Source organism: Kribbella sp. NPDC049227 (assembly GCF_043197265.1).
In the GTDB taxonomy this organism is placed as follows: domain Bacteria; phylum Actinomycetota; class Actinomycetes; order Propionibacteriales; family Kribbellaceae; genus Kribbella.
Genome location: NZ_JBICST010000007.1, coordinates 63,019 through 80,704 on the forward strand (window position 1 = coordinate 63,019; position 17,686 = coordinate 80,704).

Here is a 17,686-nt window from a genome sequence, read left to right on the forward strand (position 1 = left end):
CTGTTATCGACAGACGATAGCGTAGTCCGCTAGTTCGATGTAAGGTCTGCGGTATGGAGAATGTCAGACATGATCAAGGCCGTCGGCGAGGTGATGCCTGTATCGGCGGAACCTGCGCCGTTGGTGTTCGTCGGCGCCGCGGATTAGGCGAGCAAGGACGTCGACTTGCGGATCCGGTCCGGGCGGAACGAGTGCGTGCGGGACGTGCCTGCCGTGGACGACGGGTGGGCACAACGTGATTCGCGTCGGCATCGTCGGCGCGGCCGGCAAGATGGGAAGAGCACTGTGCATCGCCGCTCTCGACGACCCGGACATCGAGCTCGTGGCCGCGATCGGACGATCGAAGACAGGCATGCGCGTGGCGGAGCTCGTCGGTCGGCCCGACACGGATGTTCGGCTCTCAGACCGACTTGAGACGCTGCTCGATGCGAACGTGGACGTCGCGTTGGAGTTCACAAGCCCCGACTCCGTCATGGGCAATGCCCGTTGGTTCCTCGATCATGGTGTGCATTCGGCCATCGGCACGACGGGCATCGGCGCGGAGGATCTCGCCGAGCTGAGGTCTCGCGCTGAGGCAGGTCCAGCCAACATGTTCGTGGGGGACGCCTTCTCGGTGACTGACGCTGTCGGGCGGCATATCGCAAAGATCGCCGCTCGTTACATCCCGAACGTCGAGCTCTCCGAAACGCACCCACCGACGAAGGCGGACGCCCCGAGCGGTACGTGCGTCCGTACTGCGCAGGAACTCGCGAGGGTGGGCGCTTCATCTCCGAAAGCGGCGTCACGCGAAATCATCCCCGGTGCGAGAGGCGGCGAGATTGACGGCATCCGTGTCCACTCCCTGCGGCAATGGGGCGGACCGGGCTTTGAGGAGATCCGCTTTTCGCTGCCCGGCGAGACGATGACGATTGTGCTGACGCCGTGGAGCCGTGAGCCCTACGCGAACGGAGCGCTGCGTGTGGCGAAGGCGGTCGTGAACCGTCGCGGTTTCACCTACGGATTCGAGTCCCTGCTCGGGCTTGATTGAGCGACGGACGGAACCGCATGGGCATGCACGTTCGCATACTCGTCGCGGAGGCCTGTGAGCTCCTACCCGGACGCGACGGAGCGTTCCCCGTCAGCCAACTCTGGGCTGACGGGGTCGATCCGCTTCGGTAAGGCGGCAACCGTCCACACCTGCAAATGCGCGTCGCATCTTGAGGTAACACCCGAGAGCCCTCCGGCTCGGACCGCTCGGCGTGGGACGGCTCCGAGCCGGAGTTCTTGTGTATTAAGTGGCGTCTACAGGAACTGGTCTGTCCGGATGCCCTTAGCGCGTCTTGCCACCGATCTCGTAGCCGCGGATCACGGTTTGGTTCAGCGTGTTGTCCGCGTCGTCGGCCGCCTTCGCCCGCAGCGAGACGAACCCCGTCTTCGGCTGCTGCAACGCGATCGTCCAGTGGTCCTCGCTTCGGGAGATCGAAGTGGCTTGCCAACGGGCCCCGTCGTCGTACGACACCCCCACCGTCAGGCGAGTGATCTTCGGGTGCTCTTCCCCCTGGCGCTCCACGTAGACTGGAATCTTGAACGCGCCGCCCGGCGCCCGGTTGCGGATGTCGACTGCCGGGGCGAACCTCACTGTTAGCAGCGGCAAGGCCGCACCTTCCTGCTCGGCCGATGAACGGAACGTCCAGCTGGCCGCGACCTTTGTCGACAGCGGCCACCAGGTCGCCGCACGAGTCGCTTTGGCGGTCAGTTGGTATGTCGCCGCCTCATCCGGAACCGGGATCTGTGCGGCATCTGGCTCCTCCACTTTCTCTACGAGCTGTCCGTCCCGACGGAGTTCGATCGACCCGGTATCGATGCCGAGGGCGGGCAGCGGCACCTGTGGGCGTCCGGCGGAGTCGCCGAACATCGGCAGGATGACGTCGATGGAGTCGTTCTTCCGTCGGGCCCAGGCCCGATCGCCTTCACCTTTGACCTTAGAGGTCGTCGTGCCCCGGAAGGTGGGACCGGCGACCGCTTTGTACCACGCGATCGAGGTCTGTCCCGGCGACAGTTCGAGGGCGGTCGATAGTCCCGAGGCTGCCAAGGTCCAGCTGCCCGGGGTGAAGTATTCTGTGCGGGTCTGTGGCGCCGTCACCGGCTGGCTCCACACGATCCCGACGCTGTCGCCGAAGAACCCATAGCTCGCGTGCAGCTCGCGGATCGAGCTCACGTTGTCGTGGTAGCTAGTCCGGACGGCCGCCAGATCCTGCGGACGCGGCCGGTAGACCTGGGCCGACTCGACCGCCCGCTTGACGCCGTACGCCAGCTCGTAGCGGAGCGACGGCTGCGCATTGATCACGTACGACGCTTTCACCGGACCGGCCTTGACTAGGGCGGCAAATCGGCGGCCGGTCACGCTGTTGCCGTCCAAGGTGGGCAGTGCCGGCGCCGGCTCCTCCCCTTCTGCGGTGCCGGAGATCAGGGCTGCTCCCGGCTTGACGACGATCATCGCCACGGTGGCACCGGCTGCCTTGATGGCAGCGGTTCGCTCGAAGGCCTCGCCGTACGTCCTGCCGGCGGGCAGCTCGATCAGTACGAGCTTGCCGCGGGCATCGATCTCCGCAAGATCCTCGGATGTCCCCTCGCCTCCGTACACGGCGTCCACCCTGCTGCTCGAGGTTGGCGTCGGCGATTCAGGAAGCCCCAGACCTTGACGTCCTGGGCGGCGATGATGATGTCAATGGCAGCAGTGCCGTCGGCAGGAACCGTGACAGTGCTCGCCGACAGAGTGGCGAGGCCTTCCGGCGCAGCAGCCCCGTCTTGATCGGTCAGCTGTATGTCGACCGTGAGAGAGACGGGTGCGCTGCTTGTGTTGCGCCAGCTGACAGTTCGGGTCGCACGGGCACCCTGGTTCGGCCAGGGCAGATCGGCCGCGAGGCTTCCCGTGGCCGTCACCGGCTGAGCCGTTGCTTTGCCCACATCGACCCGGCCTGTGCCGACCGTGTACACGTCGGCGTTGGCGATCGCGGCCGCCTTACTCATCAGGGCAGACTTGAGCTGCGTCCCGTCCAGGACGGATGCTGCTGTGCCACCAGTGCGGCGGATCCGGTCACGTGTGGTGTCGCCATCGAGGTGCCGTCCAGTCGTTGGTAGGCAGCATCGACTGGTTCACCCAGGGGAGGTACGTCCGTCGGGCGCGCAGCCGCTATGCCTTCGCCGGGCGCGACGAGTTCGGGCTTGACCATGCTGTCCCCGAGCCTCGGGCCACGGTTGGAGAACCCGCTCGGGACCTCGTCACGATTCACGCTCCCTACCGCGAGGGCCTCGTCGGCGGCGGCCGGCGAAGCTACGTTCTCGTCCTCACCGGCGTTACCCGCTGCGGCGACAAACAACGTGCCGTGCTCGCGAGACAATGTATCGACGGCCTCCGAGAGTGGGTCGGTACCGTCGGCTGGTTCACTGCCCAGGCTCAGGTTGACCACCTTTGCCTTGACCTCGGTCGCCGCCCACAGCATCCCGGCGATGACGGATTCGGCCGTGCCGTTGCCCGAGTCATCTAGAACCTTGCCGATAGCAAGCGAAGCGGCCGGCGCGACGCCGCGGTACCGACCGCCCGAAGCTGCGCCGGTTCCAGCCACTGTGGAGGCGACGTGCCATGACCGTTGCCATCTCAACGGTGCCTTTACCGCTGAAGTCCTGGCTGTCGCCGATCCGGCCGGTCAGGTCCGGGTGATCGGTGTCGATCCCGGTGTCCAGGACCGCTACGGTCACGCCGGCGCCGGTCAGCCCCTTCGCCCACGCTGTCGGAGCGCCGATCTGCGGCACGCTGACATCCAGACTGGCCTTCACCTTCGCGTTCAGCCACACCTTGCCGATGCCGCCCGCGAAGGACAGCCCTTGCCTGGGCCGCAGCTGGTTCCACAGCCGGGCGGCTCTGGATTTCTTCGCTTCGAGAGAGGCCATCGTCACCGCCGGCAGGACCCGTTCGACCGAGGCGTCCGCCAGTGCGGCGGTGGACCGCATTGCGCGTTGCTCGCCGTCGTAGCGGACCAGCAGTGGCAGCTCGGTGCGGTGTGCGTCGTCGTACTCCTGCCGAACCAGCCCGCTGATGTTGAACAGCTGCCAGTCAAGCTTCCCGGCCTGCAGCAATTCCGCCGCATCCGCCGGTATGACGTAGTTGTCGCCCTTGCGGGTCAATTGCTGATAAGCGACCGGGCTGGAGCGTTGTGCCGGATCCACGGCCAGGGTCGAGCTCATTACCCGGTCACCGGCGATCAGGGTCACCCAGGTGCCCTGTGTTGGTGCGGCCAGCGGTCGAGCCGGGTCGGCGGCGGTGCCGGTGGCGGAATCGGCCCGCCGGCCGTCGGCCAGGGTGGCGGTGACCGTCACGGCTGTCACGATGAACAATGCGGCGGCGAGGTGGGGCAATCGTCTCATTCGTCCTCCTCAGATGTTGTCGTCACCTCTCTTTGTCAGCCGGCGCCCTCCGTAGTCCGCCCGTCACTGAGACCCGGATGGAATAGGACGGGCCCGGGGCTCGAAAGAGGGGTATGAACCTTCACTCGGTCACCAGCGCGGCGGACCGCAGCGATGCTGATCTGATGGCTGGCTCGATGGTCGACTTCGGGTTGATCTATGACCGGCATGCGCGGGCCATCTACCGGTACGGGTTGCGTAGGGTCGGCCCGGACGTCGTGGACGACGTCGTCGCGGACACCTTCCTGATCGCCTACGAACGCCGGGAGCAGTTCGACCCTGCCAGGATGACCGCCTTGCCGTGGCTGTACGGCATCGCTACGAATGTGGTGCACCGGCATCGCTTCGCCGAGCGGAGACACCACCGGGCGATGGCCCGGCTTCCGCCGGCCGGTCATGAACTGGCCTTCAGCGACCAGCTCGCCGCGCGCGTCGATGCTGCCTTGCTGGTCGGTGCGCTGTCCGCCGAGCTGGCCCGGATGCCCGCCCGTCAGCGCGACGTTCTCTTCCTGTTCGCGGCCGGCCTCAGCTACGCCGATATCGCGGCGACCCTGGGGATCCCGATCGGCACGGTGATGTCCAGACTCCACCGGGCGCGTGCCCGGCTCCGGCCTGTCCTGGCCGCCCTTCCCTCTTCCGGAGTTGACGATCATGAAATTCACTGACGAAGCCATCGACACGGCGATCCACACCTACTACGACGCGACCCCAGAGCCGACAGCGCAGAAACTGGCCGCAGTGCGGCAGCGGGTCGTCGGCTCCCGGCCATCTGCGGTACGGCGCCGGCGGCGGCTCGTGGTTGTGCCCAGTCTGGGGGTCGCCGCGGTCGGGATCCTGGTGATCGCGCTGGGTGCCTACATGCTGCCAGGCGGCGCTCCTTCCGATCCGGGCGCAGATCCGGGAACCGGGACCGTGCCTGGCGCCGTGACACCTGCGGGCGCGGAGCTGAACCTGGTCGCAGCCCGGACCGACCGGGCCCAGCCGCTGGCAATGACCGACCAGCAGGTCGTCTACACCCGAACCAAGGAACACACTGTGAACTCGGTGCCGGGTGCCTCCGGTGAAGCCCTATACTCGGCCACCCGCCTGACCGAGAGCTGGGCGTTTGCGAACGGGCTGCAGGTCGAACGGATCGACCAAACCAGCGGGCTCGATGCCCGGCCCTTGACGAAGGCGGACGAGGCCCGGCTCACCGCCTACGGCTCGGATTACCGGACGGTGCGCACCGGCCCGCTGAGTGTCGAGAAGGGTCCGGCTGCCGGTCCCGCGGGTGGGAACTGGACCCACCCGACCAAGGAGTACCTCATCTCGTTGCCGACCGATCCCACCACGTTGCTGGCGTTGCTGCGGTCCGAGATCGTCAAGTCCTATGGCGATCCGGGCGCCAAGTCCAGTAAGCCCTCGACCGATCAGCGGACCTTCCAGGCAGTCGTGGACCTGGTGTCCAGGTCCGACGCCCTGCTGACGCCCGCAGTCCGGTCGGCCCTGTACCGGGCGATCGGCCAGATGCCCGGCGTGGTGAGGTCACCAGGTCAGGTCGACCTGAACGGACGGACCGGGATCGCCTTCACCCACCCTATGCAGAACGGCCTCTCGGTCCAGCTGATCATCTCTCCGGACACGACCCGGGCCCTCGGCGTCCGGGAGGTCGCCATGGCGCCGGTCCAGGTCAACGGCCGTGATCCGCTGCCGACAGGGACCGTGCTCAGCTGGTCGTCCACCGAGCAGTACGTCGTCGCCAGCGTCGGCGCCAGTCCCTAGCCCGGAACGGACACAGAATGTAGGACGACATGCCGCCTGGCCGGATTACCTCACGGCTGTCACACAACCACTCAAATCACTCCGATGATCCAGCAGACGAACGACAGGGGCAGCGAAATCAAGGGTCGGTGCCGGTCGGGTCCTGCTCGTCACGCCACAACGGTCGGCACACCTGGTCTCGCCGTCGGAGGTGACCTTGGAGCCGAGCTCGAGGCGCGCAGTCCTGCACATCGAAGTCATCCACGCGGGCTAGGACTCTCTGGCGACCTTCGCCACCATCCGTTAGTCGTCGACACGATCCGGCCGGACGCTCGGTCCGGCCGGACCGACTACCGAATCGCCGCTGGCGGGGTGCTCGGCTGACCGACACCCCGCCTCGGATTCCGCGAGACTCGGCCAATGTTGTCTGTTCGGAGGCTTCCTCCGATCGGCTAGTGCCTGCACGGCGATGGTGAACGCCGACGCGAAAGTAAGCGCGGCTGAGACGAGGAAGGATGCCTCCAGTGAGCCGAATGCGAGTACAGATGACGCCAAGACGAGGCCGACGGACCTTGATGCGCGTAGCAGAGCAAATCCTTCGGCGCGCCGGGTGTGCGGGAGAACATCGTCGATGAACAGCGAGAACGACATCGCGAGTGGGGCGTGGAACAGGCCGATCAGGATGGCACCGGCGATCGCGGAGCCGATCCACGCGTCCGACGCGACGGCGAGGGTTCCGACAGCGGTCAGCAGAATCATCGTGACGACGGTCCGCTGCCGCGGGCGGCGGTTTCGGATACTTATCCAGACGCCTCCGAGCACGGATCCCACACATAGCGGAACCGTGAACAGGAACGCCGCGCTGGGCGCAAGTTGATGGCGCAGCGCCAGTGCCACCGCGCCGACTTCGATCGAGTAGGCACATACCCCTGTGGATGCCGCAGCGAGCATCCACAGCGCCATGCGCAGACCTATCGGTTTTTGTCGGATGTGGCCGACTCCGGCACCGCGAGCCGAGCGATGCGGGATGCGAGGGAGTGCCACTAGGGGCAGCGCGCTGGTGATCGCCAGGATGCTGACTGCTGCGACGACTGAGGCGCTCCCGATCGCCGACGCGAGAATCGGACCGCTCACGAAGACGACTTCGTTGGCCGTCGCCGCGATCCCAAGCGCGCGCGGTAGCCTGTTTGGGGCCACGAAGTCGTTCAAGATCACCCGTAGCATGGCGAAGATCGCCCCGTGGACCAGCCCGGCGAGTCCAGCGACCCCTACCAAGACGAGGAGCGGCGCTCGCAGTGCGAAGGCGAGAATCAGTCCGATCAAAGCGAGCGTCCGGAACGCGACGAGGATTCGGGCGTATGTGGTAGCGGAGAACCGTCGCCCCGCGGCGGCGATCGGCACGGCGCCGAGCAATTGCGCGGCGGTCATCGCGGTCATCATGAGGGCACCTCCGTCGAGGTCACCCAGCGACAGCGTCGCCAGCCCAAAGGTGATGGGCGCCATCGACTGAGGAACCGCCGTGCCAACATTCGCCGCGATCCATCGTGCGAGACGGTGTGGCTGATTGGGGAACGCGGTCATCGACGCGACACTCTCGTCAGTGGGCGGGCGTATCTCACTCACCAGGCATCAGGCTCTCCGATCGCAATGGCGCGACCGATATCGTAGCATGATATCGGTAGGTGATGATGTCAGTGAGCCTGCACGTTCCTGTGCCAGTAACTCGCGTTAGATGCCGGACGCTGCCTAGCGAGTCCGGCAGGGGTTGCGCCAGTTCTTCGTGGACGCGGTGCTCGCCTCGCATAGCCGACCGGTAGGCCTCGTGGGTGAGATTCTCGAGACCGTCCCGTCGAAGGTGCAGGTCCAGTCTCTCGAGGACGTGACGGAATTCACCGCCGACTGCGGTGTTGTAGGGGAGCCGGCTCCTGTTGCCTTGACCAACAAAGTGGTCGCCGATGGTACCCTCATCGCGGTCGGGGCACAGTACTGGCTGCGTAACGCTGAAGTCCATTCGGGGCTCGTTGGAGTTAAGCCGTCGGAGCGGTTGTTCGGTTGCTCACTCATGTGAGACCCGATGCGGACTGTTCTTCCACCGTGGTCCTGGCGGCGTGGCCGGCGCACCTCGACCTGTTCGTTGCCAAGGTCAACGGTCTCAGGCGCGGCCCGTAGCTTGGAGATTTGCGATGTGTCCACGACCTTGACCGCGAAGGAAGTGGAGCAGGATCGCCGGATCATGTTTGAGTGGAATGAGGAGCAGTTGACGATAGTGGAGCTCGACTTCTTGCCCTGGAAAGAGAGCACAACGTAAGTCCAGGTGTCGAGACTTGCCACTCTGGGTCTGGCGGCGAGCTTGTCCGTGGGTGGCCGACCGCAGCGGCGGGCTCATTCGTGTCGAGTGCGTTGAAAGCGCTGGTGGAGCGCGACCTTGTGCCGCGCGTGATGCTATCTGGCCCGGGCGCCGCACGACGCCGCCGACTCCGGATGATCGCCAGTCCGACTGTCGGACAGCCGACTGCAGCGTGACACTCGTCAATCGGTCGCCGTGGCGGTCGTCATCGCCGATCCAGACGAATGTGTCTGGCTCCGCAGGGCGCACACGGGCACGCTGGAACGGACTTGTTCCACGGAGTAGGCCGGAGGTTTCAATAGAGGTCACGTCGCGCGACGAACCCGCATCGCACTCACAATGGCGGGCAGCGGTCTGCATCTAGTCCTGGTTGATGGAGCGTTGTGTGATCGGGGCCAACGCCCCAACCCCAACGGCGCCGCGGGTGAGCAGGACCTGCATGTAGTGATTCAGCAAGTTGATGGGGCCGTTGACCTGTACGGCATCTCCTGCGGCGTGCAGGTCGCTCTGGAATTTGCGCGACGGCACCCCGACACGGTCCGCTCCCTGACCATCCACGAGATTCCATGTGTCGTAGACGACACGCGGCTGATCGCGAGCGACCTCGACGACGGGCTGCGGACGGTGGTCGCGGAAGGCCGGCCTGCCGCCGCCGTGCGCTGCTTCCTGGCGGAGGCCAACGCAACCGGGTATGTGCGGGTGCCTTGGGGCCGTGGCCGACTGCGACGGCGTGGGTGAGCCTTCGACCGCTTTACCTGTGGCATGGGAAGCGCGCCTCGCATCGGACGCTGAGCCTGATGAGATGAGACATAGACGAGATGGCCCAGCCGGTGGTGGTGCAGGTAGTCCTGTGTTGACAACCGCGAATCTCGCCGTCGCGATAGTGGGTCAGCCTTCTCGGCGCAAGCAGCGGCCTCCTGGGCGACGATCGGGATGCGGGCGTCCCCATTAACGAGTTGGACGGCCGGGTCGTCCCACTCCAACGCGGTGGCGACGTCGACCACGACGACGCATCCGTCCTGGGCTAGGCGTCGAACGATGGCCCGGCCGTCGCCACCTGTGACTACGAGAGACGGGTGTCCATCGAGACCTCCACGTCTGCCGTTGGCGTCGGCCGCCGTCGACGAAGGCACGCTGCACCTCGGGCACGCGGCACATATCGGCGCCCGAGTCAGCGTTCGTAGTTCGGTCAGACACAACTTGAACAGCCGAAGCTGCCCACTGGGTCGGCGTCCTTTCTGTCCATCGAGCACGGCCCGGGGGATCACCGCCGGCGCGACGTTGGTCGGGGCGGCGTTGTAGCCCGGCTCCTTCAGCTCCGCGGCGTTGTTCTCGTCGACGTAGAACTGTTGGAGCAGGTTCGCCCGGCTGGCTGTTGACGCGCAACGACTACACATGCCCCGGCTGCCACGGCCAGCTGCACGCGGAGACATTCGGACGCAGAGCTGCGCTTCAGGCTGAAGATGGGTCCTCGATCCGGAGGCCGACACCCACGGGTCTGCGCGATCGCGGAGGGCTGTGTGGATCGTCCGGCATGCGCGTGGATCTCAACGCACGCAGGGATCTGACCATCTCCAAGACCTACCTGCCTCCCTGGCGGCGGCCGGTGTCGAGCTCATCGAGCAGCCCGTGCCGGGGAGCAGGTGGAGGTGCTGGCGGAGCTCAACGCGTTGTTGCCGATCGCAGTGATGGCGATGACCGGATCTGGACTCAGCGGATGCGGGAGAGCCGGCCGTTCGGCGTCACCCGGACGGTGGTCTGCCGCGCGCCGACGGTCAGGTCGACCAGCAGCATGGATCCCACGGTTCTGGTGCTGAAGGCAACTTTCTCGGTGCCCGCGGCAGGTACGACGACCGACAGGATCGATGCGGTCGATCCACTGCGGTTGAACTTGACCACGGGTGCCGGCACGCGGTGGAAGATGTCGGGGAAGTACCAGCCCTGGACGGGATCCTGCTTGCCCTGCTCGACCGTGATCGCGTCGGCCGGAAGCCCCTGCCCGTAAGGGATCTGCAGCAAGTACGTCTTCGTGCCGTCACCAGGTTTCGCGGCGACCGCCGTAGTCGGGGACTGCACAGTCACCTTCTGGCCCGGCGGCAGGTGCCACAACGTCTCGTACCGCTCACTGCCGGCCGACTTGCCGCGGTCCAGCGCGACGATCAGATCGGGATCCTTCAGTACGAGAACGTCCCTGGTCCGTTCCACCCCGGCCGCGGGGGTGTCGCGGAACTCGTAGTACTCCGAGGTCGGCGTCATCGCCGCGCTCACCAGTTTCGTCTCGACGGGTGCGCCCTGGGCCGACGGGATCGTCATCACGTTGTGGGATGCCTGGCTCCTGGTCCACTCCTGCCACTTGTCGAGCCGGTATCCGGGATGGCCCGGGTCGATCAGGATGTCGCGGCCGTGCGAGTTGTAGGTGATCGACATGTGGTCGTCGTGCCCGTGGTACCGGCGGGCCGGCCCGAACCGGATGCTGTACGTCGACTCCTGCGTGAACGGCCTCGTCTCGCCCCATCCGGTCCGGCCGAAGACGTACCCGGCGTCGAAGACCGCGGTCCGCTTGGGCGGCTTCGTGCCCCGTGCCCCGAGGGTGGCGGCGTACTTTAACGACGTACCGGCCGCGGCCTGCGGCTTCTGGCGTTCCGCGTCGCCGACCTGCGGGATCTCACCAGCTGCAGTGGTGGCGAGCGCGAGGAACTCGGCGAGCGCGTGTCGTCGCTGCTCGATGACGGACCCCGGATCGGCGCCGCAGCGTTGCAGTGCGGTGACCGCCTTACCCCACAGCTGGTAGTTGAACATCGCGTACCCGATCGACTGCTCGTTCGTCGATCCCTGCGGGTCGATCGCGGTGGTGATTGCCTTGGTCAACCGTTCGACCGCGCGGTCCTTCAGGTCGCTGCGGCCGAGAGTGCAGCCGACGCCGAACAGCGCGATGCTCTCGTCCGTCCCATGGTTCGAGGGCCCGCTCCAGTTCTCGGTCATGAACTTCGCGTGGTCGAGCAGGGACTCGTCGAGCCAGGCGTACTGCGCCGGCAGCTTGCGGACATGCAGTCCGGTCAGCACGGCCTGCCGGGCACAGATCAGCACGTTGGTGCGATGCATCGTCGACTCCCACGCGCCGACATCGCCCTTCCACGGGTACGGATTGTCCTTCACCCAGTCCTGGATGATCGCCATCGTATGCGTCAACGCGTTCCGATCGCCGCCCCGGGCCGCGATGATCCCGTGCCCCAACCACCGCAACGAATGCAGCCACATGTACCAACTCGGCTCGTGATACGGATCGGACCGCCACCGGATGTCCCCGGAGGCGTCCCCCACCTTGTACGCCGGATCATTGCCCCAAGCAAACGTATCCCGCATCATCATCGCGAGCGGCACGTTCGCCTCGATCCCACTGAACCCCCGGCACTGATACGTCCCAGTCCCGGCGACCGGCGTCGCCTTCACCGCACTCGGAGACGCAGCCGACGGCACCACCGCCCTCGGCGTCTCCGCGGCCACCACCGGAGCCTCCTGCCGGCCTCCCGGCATCAGCACCCGGATCGCCCCCGCGAAGGCCACCGCACAAACCACCACACACACCACAGCCAGCCCAACCCCACTACGTCTTCGCGATCCCACCTCAGCCGCCTCTCGTCGCCGTCATGATGAAAGACGCAAGGGCAACCGGATTAGCTGCTCCGGATCCGGATCTCACCGTGAGTGCCTCTCTACCGATGATCTTGAGGCGGCGACAGTCGCGATGCGGGGGCGTCCGCCTGCGTTGATCGCCGCTTAACCGCAGTTCGCGACCGAGCAGCTGCTCAACTGGTGCGATCATCAAACGGTGCCTCTCCGCTGAGCTGTGTTGCGATGATGGCTTCGACACCATCGCCTAACCGGCCTGGAGCTCTAGCCCGACCGCAGCGGTCAGGACATCTCATCTCCGCAGTGACGAAGACCGCGCAGTCCCCACAGGAGGGAATGGGGACTGCGCGGCAGATCGGTCAGCGCTCGTCGGTCAGCTGGCGCAGGGCCGTGGTGGCGGACACTGCGGCCGCGGCCGGGACAGGTAACGGGTGCGGCCCCACCGAGACGTCGTGCGCGGGCAACGAGCCCGCCACCAGGTACCGAGAGCCGATCGCGTTGGCCTCCGTATTGGCGGCCGCCTCGGTGTTGGCGAACACCACGTGCTTGCCGGCGTTCCGCTCGGTCACGAGCACGGAGTTCGATAGTCGCCGATGCACGTTCAGCGCGCCCGAGTACACCGTCGCCGGGTCGCCGACACTGTTGAACATCAGGATCCGCGGCATCCCGCGACCGGTGATGTGCAAGGCGTCGTGCTGCGGTGCCGGCCAGTCCTGACAGACCGACTCGGAGAACATCAGCCACCACGCGAACTGCGACGTCTGCGCCTCGCGGGCCGTGTCGGCCTCCCAGCGCGACCGGAGGTGCGGCCATGAATCGTCCACGCACTCGACGGCGTTCGAGATCGCGACGCCTTGCTCGGACGCGGCGTCCAGACCCGGTGTCGCGAAGGCAACGAGTTGGCTATCGTCGCCGTGGACCGCGGCACTCAACGCCTGCGCGACCGGGATCCACAACGCCTCCGAGAACATCACCGGGTACATCAGCCCGAGCAACTCGCTCGCACCGACCGCACCGTGCGGATGAGCCCGCCAGTCCGCCAGCAGCCGGTTGAAGGAGGCCCGGACCTGGTCCTGGTTGCCGAGGTGGAAGACGCTGTCGTATCGGGCGATCCAGTTGAAGAAGGACCAGTCGTGCGTCGAGTCGAGCCGCTGCTGCAGTCCCTGCGCCTGCGTATGCGCGACCTCGTACCACAGATGCTCCGGGGTGAAGTCCAGCAGCGCGTCCACGATCATTCGGTCCACGCGCTTCGGAAACAGTTGACCGTACGCAGCACCTAGGTAGCTCCCGTACGACACTCCGAAGTAGCTGATCTTCGACTCACCCAGCGCAGCGCGCAGCCGATCCATGTCGCGGGCAACATTCACCGTGCCGACGTATGGCAGCAACCAGCCCGCACTCTGCTCACATTGCTGCGCGTACCCGTGCCAGATCGACCACAGCTCATCTCGCATAGCAGGGTCGTCCGGGTCTGGTTGCGGAGGCTTGAAGTAGTCCGGTGCGGCGCAGTGCAGCGGCGTGCTGTGGACAACTCCGCGCGGATCCATCCCGATGACGTCGTACGTCGCCAATACGTCGGCCGAGAGCCGGGTGTACCCGTTTACGTTCGGCGTCGACAGCGCCCCGGCGTACATCGCGGCGCTGCCGCCGGGGCCGCCGTTGTCCACGAACAGCACACCCCGGCGCCGCGCTGGATCGGTGGCCAGGTGCTTGGACACGACCAACTGGATGCTGCGGCCATGAGGATGCGCGTAGTCCAGGGGCACTGTCATTGTTGTGCAGACCAGGGACGGGAACGGGCCGGCGAGATCGTCCGGGCACGCTCCCCACTGCAATTCGCTGTGAGCGGTGGCCGACCGCGCGGACGGCATCACCAGGACGCCGGCAGCCAGTAGCACGGCCACGAACAGCCCGAGACGAGGTCTGGGGAGTACCGCTGTGCTGAACATGGCACCGACGATCCGCGCCTGGTGCTCCCTGGCGCCACGATTCGAGCTGACTCGAATCCCCAGCGCCCACTCGATCACCGAGCGACGGGGTGAGCAGGCGTCCAATCGATCGTGTCTTCGGGAGCATTGTCTCGTGTTCAGGTTGATGAGCGCGATGCGCGGTGCCGACGACCGCTGTGATCCGCGTCGGACATTAACCCTGCGCATATGGGTCGGCAGTCAGCGCCAGGCGTCGGCTAGGAACGACTTCGATCGCGAGCGGCAGGGCGTGGCTGCGGCCCACAGCGTCTCGAACAGCGCGATCAGGGCGTCCAGCAACGGCGACGCGTGCGCGACCACGATGCCGTCGATGCGCGGCAGCTTGAGCCGCCTCGCACGTCGAGGGGCTGCGCGCTGCGATGGGTGATGAGCGCAGGACCGCCGCCTGGGACAACTTCCACGGGGGTAGCGAGTGCCAGTGCTTCTGCCGGTAGTCGTGCTGAAGGTTGCGCCCATCGCCGGTGACCTCGGAGAGGTTCAGCCCCGACCAGGTCCTTGCCCGGGGCAAACGGTTACGCCGTACATCGGGGCGGGGTCGGGCACGTCCGGTTCGTCCAGAAATGCGTCATGTATCTGCTCGGCGCCCGCCCTGAGCCCGAGCGCTGCCAGCTGGCGCGAGTCAGGTGAGTGGCGAGTTGGCATCGCCGTCACAGTTGCGCCGTACCACGGAGCGGCAGCGCAGCGCCTGGATGAGCTCTGCGAACTCGTCCCGCTCGGCAATCCACCCGACCCCGACTTCTTCCGGGCGCGTGTCACATTCCAGATCTCGAGTCGCACTTCTCGTGCAGCTCGTCGTCGACCAGCTCGCGTGCGTTGCGGCGAACTGTCCACGCTAGTGTTCGAGAATGCAGCCGGGGCCGTTCGTGCTGCCAGGCGAAGGACCTGACGGCACGAACGGTTGGACGGTTCACCTTCTCGATCTAGTGCCAGTTGCTGATCTTGACGTCGTTCGGCGCAGGATCGCCCTCACCGGTCTCGAGCAGCTTCTTGAGGCTCATCAGGAAGACGGCCCACTTTGTGCTGCAGTGGTTCATGAACTCCACCGGTTCCTTCCACCCCTCGTGGCTGAACAGCACGATCGCGAAGCCGTCTTCCTGCTTGAGCTCGAACCGGACCTGGGTGCCGATCCATTCCTCGGGACCCTCGACGACCTCCCAGCGGACTAGCTCGTCGGGCTGGTTCTCGATGACCTTCATGTCGAAGCCGCCGGCCTCGCCGAAGCGGAACCGGATCACCCCGCCGACGCTGTCGTCGCCGACGGTGTCTTCAGTCCACCATTTCGCGAGTCCGTCGATCGTCGTCAAGGTTTCGTAGACGGCGCTGGGTGAGGATCCCGTGACGCCGATCCTGTGCAGGATGTCCACCATGTCGATTTCTCCTTTGCATGTGAGCGTGGTTGCCCGGCGCGCCACTACGATCGTGGCCGCGCTCGTCGTGACTTGTACGTAGGTCAGCGTGTAGGTGTGCCGACCTGCTTTCCGCGATCTGTTCGACTGGGTCAGCCGCGCGTCTCAGATCGGGATCGTCGATCGCCGACCAGAGCGGGTCGTCTGTTGCGAACTCATCGCGTCGAGACCAGTCCACCGGCGTATGTGACGAGTCGAGGGAGGAAGTGATCCCATCCGCTGGCGTGGTCGTGATGCCGGCCCTTCAGTACTGCCTCATCCCAGCCCATCTCCTGAAACCCCGTCTCGATGAAGCGGAGGAGCGTGCCGCGTCCCGATCGGACGAGGTCAAAAGTGACGAGGAGCGAGTTGCCCGCGGCCGCGGTCTGACCCATGTCATAGGCCCACCTGAACGAGAAGCGCTTAGGCGGGTTCGCCTCTACCACGGTGAGTGGTACGACCTTTGCCTGAGCGTTCGAGGCATCGCCAAATGAGACGACCCCGCTCGTACCCGGCACTGGCTGGATGTCCGCCTCGTCGGGCCACCATCTGCGCAGGTGGTCCGACGTTGTGATTGCTTCGTATACCGACTCCGGCCTGGCCTCGATGTGATGCTCTCGCTCGATGCTTTCGTAGCGCATAACCTACTCCTTCGAATCGCAACCTTTGGTTGCGTATTACGGTAGGGCATGAAACCCAAACGCGCAACCCGCAGGTTGCACCTATCTGCGCTTGCGCTGCCGGGCGGCGGCGTGACGATGGAGCGCGGCGTTGTCACCGTGGCGCTCGTGCTCGGGACGACTCCAGTCATACGACCGAGTACGACAACATCTTGAGCACCGTGGACTCGGCGGAGCTGTTGGCGCAGCTGCTCATTCGCGTTCACCCGGCAGGTCGGCGCCGCCAGGATCTCGCGCCGCCCGTTCCGCATCGAGACCCTTTGCGGCCGGACCGCTCCCATTCGGCGGGTCTATTCTCGGCTGGGCGTTCATCACCCGGATCAGGGGGCGGCTGATGAGTGCGGAGACGAGCAGGGACGCGGCCGCGCAGACGGTCATCGCGGGTGCGGCGGCAGTTAGGTCGGCGAGGGCACCGGCCAGGGCTGCGACCACGCCGAATGCGGTCACGCGGAGAGCGGACTCCAGGCCGAGGACCTGACCGCGGAGATCGGCCGGTGTCAGGTCGACCAGCACCTCTTGCTGCGCCAGCGATGCCGAGTAGCCAGAACTGCCGATGGCGACGAGGATCGACAGAACTGCGATCGGCAGGTCGAATGCGAAGCCGAGAAACGGTATCGCGAGCATGAACCGCAGCCAGTGAGCCGCGATCCGGCGGCCTTTGCGGGTGAGGAACCGCCCGACCACGAGGTCGCCGGTCATCATCCCGGCGGCTCCAGCGGCGAGCAGCCAGCCGGCGCGTAAGCCGGCGTACGGGACGAACAAGGCCTCGCAGCCGACGATCAGACCGTATGGGAGCGTCAGCGCCAAGAGCAAAGGACGGATGCGGGCCTGAGCGAGGAGCGTGCGGTTGCCGCGCCAGGTCTCGGCGAGGCCGGTCCGCGCGATTCGGCGTGGCGAACGGTCGCGGAGGCCGAAGCGGATGACCGGGACGGCAAGGGCCGAGAAGCCGGTCGCCAGCCAAAGGACTGTCGCCGGGCTGACGGCTTGCAGCAGGACGCCCGCAATGCCGAAGCCCGCGATCTGCATCGCGCCAACAGACAGGTTCATCGCTGAGCGGCCGAGAACGAACTGGTCCTCGTGGACGACCTCGCTCAGCAGGCCCCAGCGGACACCGGAACCGATCGACAATCCGTAGGCTACTGCGAGCGCCAGCAGGAGGCGGAGACCGGCGTTCAGGTCGAAGGCTGCCTGGACCGCGATTGCGAGGGTTGAGAGGACGGCTAGGAACGTGAGCACGCGCCGGGGCCGGGTAGTGTCGGCGGCCGACATCAGCGTCGACACGCCGAGGACTTGCGCCAGCGACGGACCGAACATCATCATCGCCACGAGCAGTGCCGAGCCGGTTGCGGCGTCGACCACGATCCCGAGCGTCAGGCCGGTCATCGTGCCCGACGCGTTACCGATCGCGCCGCCGATCCACAGGTTGCGGAACTCGCGGTTGGCGAAGATCTCCCGGTAGGTGCTCATGACGCC

13 protein-coding genes are annotated in these 17,686 nt (G+C 66.2%); 4 read left to right on the top strand and 9 right to left on the bottom strand.

Translation table 11 applies throughout. From position 1 onward, the window contains the following. Nucleotides 1-235 precede the first annotated feature (235 nt). A complete protein-coding gene (gene dapB / locus ACGFH6_RS29870) occupies nt 236-1,027 on the top strand; it encodes a 4-hydroxy-tetrahydrodipicolinate reductase (RefSeq protein WP_393390666.1) in 792 nt (263 codons plus the stop codon). Between the two features lie 282 nt (nt 1,028-1,309). Here the strand turns inward: dapB and ACGFH6_RS29875 are convergent, their stop codons facing one another. The 3 genes from ACGFH6_RS29875 to ACGFH6_RS29885 all read right to left on the bottom strand — a co-directional run bounded on the left by ACGFH6_RS29875 (nt 1,310) and on the right by ACGFH6_RS29885 (nt 4,404). Beyond that, a complete protein-coding gene (locus tag ACGFH6_RS29875; protein WP_393390668.1) occupies nt 1,310-2,623 on the bottom strand; it encodes a hypothetical protein in 1,314 nt (437 codons plus the stop codon). 385 nt (nt 2,624-3,008) lie between these two features. Next, complete coding sequence (locus ACGFH6_RS29880; protein WP_393390670.1) at nt 3,009-3,605, bottom strand: S8 family serine peptidase; 597 nt, start codon at nt 3,603-3,605, stop codon at nt 3,009-3,011. Then, complete coding sequence (locus tag ACGFH6_RS29885; RefSeq protein WP_393390671.1) at nt 3,520-4,404, bottom strand: S8 family serine peptidase; 885 nt, start codon at nt 4,402-4,404, stop codon at nt 3,520-3,522. The genes ACGFH6_RS29880 and ACGFH6_RS29885 overlap by 86 nt, the downstream gene beginning before the upstream one ends. 113 nt (nt 4,405-4,517) lie before the next feature. On the opposite strand from ACGFH6_RS29885, the gene ACGFH6_RS29890 reads away from it, so the two are divergent. Further along, nucleotides 4,518-5,108 (top strand): RNA polymerase sigma factor, encoded by a 591-nt coding sequence (locus ACGFH6_RS29890; protein ID WP_393390672.1) that lies wholly within the window; start codon nt 4,518-4,520, stop codon nt 5,106-5,108. After that, nucleotides 5,095-6,204: a CU044_5270 family protein gene (locus ACGFH6_RS29895; RefSeq protein WP_393390673.1), complete on the top strand. Its 1,110-nt coding sequence runs from the start codon at nt 5,095-5,097 to the stop codon at nt 6,202-6,204. The genes ACGFH6_RS29890 and ACGFH6_RS29895 overlap by 14 nt, the downstream gene beginning before the upstream one ends. Before the next feature lie 282 nt (nt 6,205-6,486). Here the strand turns inward: ACGFH6_RS29895 and ACGFH6_RS29900 are convergent, their stop codons facing one another. Then, nucleotides 6,487-7,764, bottom strand: coding sequence for an MFS transporter (locus tag ACGFH6_RS29900; RefSeq protein WP_393390675.1), 1,278 nt, complete (start codon nt 7,762-7,764; stop codon nt 6,487-6,489). 1,210 nt (nt 7,765-8,974) lie between these two features. Between ACGFH6_RS29900 and ACGFH6_RS29905 the strand changes: the two genes are divergently transcribed. After that, nucleotides 8,975-9,268: a hypothetical protein gene (locus tag ACGFH6_RS29905; protein WP_393390677.1), complete on the top strand. Its 294-nt coding sequence runs from the start codon at nt 8,975-8,977 to the stop codon at nt 9,266-9,268. Between the two features lie 972 nt (nt 9,269-10,240). Here the strand turns inward: ACGFH6_RS29905 and ACGFH6_RS29910 are convergent. The 5 genes from ACGFH6_RS29910 to ACGFH6_RS29930 all read right to left on the bottom strand — a co-directional run bounded on the left by ACGFH6_RS29910 (nt 10,241) and on the right by ACGFH6_RS29930 (nt 17,680). Beyond that, nucleotides 10,241-12,094 (bottom strand): heparinase II/III family protein, encoded by a 1,854-nt coding sequence (locus tag ACGFH6_RS29910; RefSeq protein ID WP_393390679.1) that lies wholly within the window; start codon nt 12,092-12,094, stop codon nt 10,241-10,243. A 425-nt stretch (nt 12,095-12,519) separates the two neighbouring features. Further along, entirely contained in the window at nt 12,520-14,109 is a 1,590-nt protein-coding gene (locus ACGFH6_RS29915; protein WP_393390680.1) for an alpha/beta fold hydrolase, read from the bottom strand. Between the two features lie 959 nt (nt 14,110-15,068). Next, nucleotides 15,069-15,515 carry an SRPBCC domain-containing protein gene (locus ACGFH6_RS29920; RefSeq protein WP_393390682.1) on the bottom strand — a complete coding sequence of 149 codons (447 nt, stop codon included), beginning with the start codon at nt 15,513-15,515 and terminating at the stop codon, nt 15,069-15,071. A 194-nt stretch (nt 15,516-15,709) separates the two neighbouring features. After that, nucleotides 15,710-16,174, bottom strand: coding sequence for an SRPBCC domain-containing protein (locus ACGFH6_RS29925; protein WP_393390684.1), 465 nt, complete (start codon nt 16,172-16,174; stop codon nt 15,710-15,712). A 231-nt stretch (nt 16,175-16,405) separates the two neighbouring features. Continuing rightward, entirely contained in the window at nt 16,406-17,680 is a 1,275-nt protein-coding gene (locus ACGFH6_RS29930) for a hypothetical protein (protein ID WP_393390686.1), read from the bottom strand. Nucleotides 17,681-17,686 lie beyond the last annotated feature (6 nt).

Excerpts from the sequence above, each read along its gene's own strand:
- ACGFH6_RS29890 (WP_393390672.1), top strand. The coding sequence starts at position 4,518 with ATGAACCTTCACTCGGTCACCAGCGCGGCGGACCGCAGCGATGCTGAT.
- ACGFH6_RS29925 (WP_393390684.1), bottom strand. The coding sequence starts at position 16,174 with ATGCGCTACGAAAGCATCGAGCGAGAGCATCACATCGAGGCCAGGCCG.
- ACGFH6_RS29885 (WP_393390671.1), bottom strand. The coding sequence starts at position 4,404 with ATGAGACGATTGCCCCACCTCGCCGCCGCATTGTTCATCGTGACAGCC.
- ACGFH6_RS29920 (WP_393390682.1), bottom strand. The coding sequence starts at position 15,515 with ATGGTGGACATCCTGCACAGGATCGGCGTCACGGGATCCTCACCCAGC.
- ACGFH6_RS29930 (WP_393390686.1), bottom strand. The coding sequence starts at position 17,680 with ATGAGCACCTACCGGGAGATCTTCGCCAACCGCGAGTTCCGCAACCTG.
- ACGFH6_RS29915 (WP_393390680.1), bottom strand. The coding sequence starts at position 14,109 with ATGTTCAGCACAGCGGTACTCCCCAGACCTCGTCTCGGGCTGTTCGTG.
- ACGFH6_RS29895 (WP_393390673.1), top strand. The coding sequence starts at position 5,095 with ATGAAATTCACTGACGAAGCCATCGACACGGCGATCCACACCTACTAC.
- ACGFH6_RS29900 (WP_393390675.1), bottom strand. The coding sequence starts at position 7,764 with ATGACCGCGTTCCCCAATCAGCCACACCGTCTCGCACGATGGATCGCG.